Raw genomic sequence first — 3,507 nt, 5'->3', positions numbered from 1 at the left:
GCAAATATCACTGAAATTCCTCAAGTATTTTCTTTAATATTTTCATCGGCCTTCAGTACGGATGCGACATTTGGGGGAGTCGTTGGTATGGCCATCTCTTGGGGAGTAAAACGTGGGATATATTCCAACGAGGCCGGACAAGGAACGGCTCCCCATCCTGCGGCAGCAGCTGATGTTAAGCACCCTGCACAGCAGGGGTTAGTTCAAGCATTTTCAGTCTATGTGGATACGTTGTTTGTATGTACCGCGACAGCATTGATGATTTTATTTACTGGCGCCTACAATACAGGAGGAGAATTTGATGCGGCAGGGAATGCCGTTAAGTTCATTGTAGAGTATGTTCCTGGGGTATTACCTGATGGCTTCACACAAGCGGCGGTATCAAGTCATTTTCCCGCTATTGGTAATCAATTTATCGCAATTTCGCTGTTCTTTTTTGCATTTACCACCATCATGGCTTATTACTATTATGCAGAAACAAATATCGCATACCTATTTAAAAACGGCAATACAAAAATGCTCATTTGGTTGTTACGTATTGGATTTTTAATTGCGACTTATTTTGGTTCAGTTCGTACCGCTGGATTAGCATGGGATTTAGGGGATATAGGTGTTGGATTGATGGCTTGGGTAAACTTAATCGCTATTTTATTATTAAGCAAACCAGCAATGAAGGTATGGAAAGATTATAAGACTAAACGTAAAGCAGGGGATGAAAACCCAGATTTTGACCCTAAGGCGTTAGGCATAAAGCATGCTGATTTTTGGGAGAAAAATTAACATTCTATCGAGTATTGAATATAAAGGACGCTATAATATCAAATCCTTTTGTGTTTAAATATTTCAAGCGATAGGAGGAAGGGTGATAAATACATGATTCCTATATTTCAAATTTTGAGAAATTGTTTGTCGAGGGTAGGATAGAGTTTTTAACCAATTCCCGAACACGTAGTCGCGATTAACATAACTAGCGCAACGAATGCTAGTACGAAAAATGTTGTTAATGATGTCCTTTTCATGTTGGTATTTGTTAGTGTTAGTATCAGATAATACAAATAACGTGCCCGATTGTTTTGATTATGTCGTATATGCCCTACATATATTAAAGTTCAATTTCACTAGAAACATTCCCCTGCTAACGTCGCCGCGCTACGGTTTTGGTGAGGCCTATGTTCCATAAATAAATGTGAGCGGTATAACTCTCCGTAGTTACTGTACTATCGTAAATAAGTAATGTTTGCTTAAACTTTTAGGTTTGATTGCTTTTTGTTTACATTTATCAAGTATATTTTTTTGAATTTAGTGTTACATATTGCCTATCATCCAAATTATGTGCTTCCAGTACGCGAAGGACATCGTTTTCCCATGCTCAAATATGAATTGATTCCTGATCAATTATTACATGAGGGGATCGTCGCACCCGAAAACTTTTTTTTACCAACAACGGTTTCTCCAGGAACTCTCAGTTTGGCACATGACCAGAATTATGTAGAGGATGTCTTGAATTTAAGATTAACTGAAAAAATGGTTAGACGGATAGGGTTTCCTCTAAGTCAGGAATTGGTAGATCGAGAATGTTTGCTCGTGCAGGGCACCATAGATTCGAGTCAATTTGCAGTTAAAAATGGCGTGTCTTTCAATATTGCTGGAGGAACTCATCATGCTGGAAGGAATTTCGGAGAAGGATTTTGTCTTTTCAATGACCAGGCCGTTGCGGCAGCGTTTCTGATAGAAAACAAATTAGCTAAACGAGTGTTAATTGTTGATTTAGATGTACATCAAGGGAATGGTACAGCCCATATTTTTAAGGAACATAGAAATGTATTTACATTCTCCATGCATGCAGAAAGGAATTTCCCTTTCATTAAAGAAAAATCTAGTAAAGACGTTCCGTTGGCAGATGGGGTCCAAGATGATGAATATCTTTTACTTTTGAAACGTCATCTAAAGAATGTTTTTGATGTTTTTCGTCCTGATTTTGTGTTTTTCCAAGCGGGGGTTGACGTATTGTCTACTGATAAGCTTGGTAAACTTAACCTTAGTGCGGATGCGTGTCGCATCCGCGATGAGCTTGTCTTTTTAAAGTGTAAGGAGTTTGGCGTGCCTGTTCAAGTGAGTATGGGAGGAGGTTATTCCATGCATATAAAAGATATTGTTAATGCTCATGTCGCATCTTTTAGGGCAGCAATTGATGTCTTCGATTTTTAAGTAGAGTAGCATGTTTACGTAACAGGTGTGATCGCGGCTTGCCATTTTTCAACAAGCTATCGTATTTTCGAATTTTTTGAGGTTATTTGTATGGGCAGCATTGCCGCCGATTAAATTTTATTTAAAATTAATATGTTTTTCCACCAAGACGCAACGTTTAAACAACTTTCTATACATCGAGTTGGCAATAAAGCACAAGATGAATTTTACGTATTGTCAGACTCGCCAATAGATATGGCCAATGATGAAGTTCTACCTGACTTGCTAATGCAATATTTTATGAAGCCATTCGCGAAGGCCAATGAGGTTTATCGGTTTTATCATCCCAATGACGACTTGCAATTAAACGAGATGTATTATTTCGTGAAGCAATTTTTTGAAGGTAAAATGGAATTTCATGAGATGTCTGAACAGATTGCGAAACATCTTTATGAAGTGTCACAGCATCCAAAAATTAAAGGAGGTGAAATTTACGTGGTGGCGCTTGATAATATTCAGATGGAGGGGAGGGACCAAAACGCGATCGGAATTTTTAAGTCTGAAAATAAAGAAGCTTACCTAAAAGTATATCCCGAATCCTCCGGATTTGGGTTAGAGTATGAACAAGATGCGATAAATATCAATAAGCTAGATAAAGGAGTCGTTATTATAAATGATGAGCAAGAAGAAGGCTTTAAAATTCTCGTCGTTGATCAGACGAACCAATCGGAAGCGCTTTATTGGAAAGACGAATTCTTGAAAGTTCGGACGAGGAATGACAACTATCAACAGACCGGAAACTTGATGAAGGTGTATAAGAATTTTGTCAATGAGAAGCTGGATGAGACCTTTGAATTGCAGCCTGCTGATAAAATCGACCTTCTGAATCGTTCAATGAATTATTTTAAAACTAAAGAAACCTTCGATCAGCAGGAATTTGAAGAAGAAGTAATTGCAAATCCTCAGGCCGCAACACTCTTTAAGTCCTATCAAGAGAATTTTGAAGAAGAATTTGACACTCCTTTTCAATCTAATTTTGAGATAGCGTCACCTGCGGTGAAAAAGATGAGTTCATCTTATAAGTCTGTCATCAAACTTGATAAAAACTTCCATGTTTATATTCACGGTAAACGCGACTATCTAGAAACTGGATTTGATCAGGATCGAAATTTAAGCTACTATAAATTGTATTTTGAGAACGAAAGTTAACGAAAAGGGGTATGTAAGTCCAAGAAAGTTTCGATACTTGATCATAGTCGGTCTGGTGTTTTTGGGAATTTCGATATTACTCAGTTGGTTTTCTCGCGATGAACAAGCTGT

General features: G+C 37.8%; 3 protein-coding genes. All 3 read left to right on the top strand.

What is annotated here, in order from left to right; all coding sequences use genetic code 11:
* Positions 1–780, top strand: a 780-nt coding sequence (locus tag HP439_RS18330; protein WP_172391775.1) for an alanine:cation symporter family protein, incomplete at its 5' end; no start/stop codon positions are given.
* Positions 781–1,302: 522 nt separating this feature from the next.
* On the top strand, positions 1,303–2,208 hold the full coding sequence (locus tag HP439_RS18325) for a histone deacetylase (protein ID WP_172391776.1): 906 nt from the start codon (positions 1,303–1,305) through the stop codon (positions 2,206–2,208).
* A gap of 132 nt (positions 2,209–2,340) precedes the next feature.
* Complete coding sequence (locus HP439_RS18320) at positions 2,341–3,396, top strand: nucleoid-associated protein (RefSeq protein ID WP_172391774.1); 1,056 nt, start codon at positions 2,341–2,343, stop codon at positions 3,394–3,396.
* The last annotated feature ends 111 nt before the right edge of the window (positions 3,397–3,507 follow it).

Origin of the sequence: Sphingobacterium shayense, from assembly GCF_013179575.1 — a bacterium.
Taxonomy (GTDB): domain Bacteria; phylum Bacteroidota; class Bacteroidia; order Sphingobacteriales; family Sphingobacteriaceae; genus Sphingobacterium; species Sphingobacterium shayense.
This window is presented reverse-complemented; position numbering and strand designations above follow the sequence as displayed.

Excerpts from the sequence above, each read along its gene's own strand:
- HP439_RS18320 (WP_172391774.1), top strand. The coding sequence starts at position 2,341 with ATGTTTTTCCACCAAGACGCAACGTTTAAACAACTTTCTATACATCGA.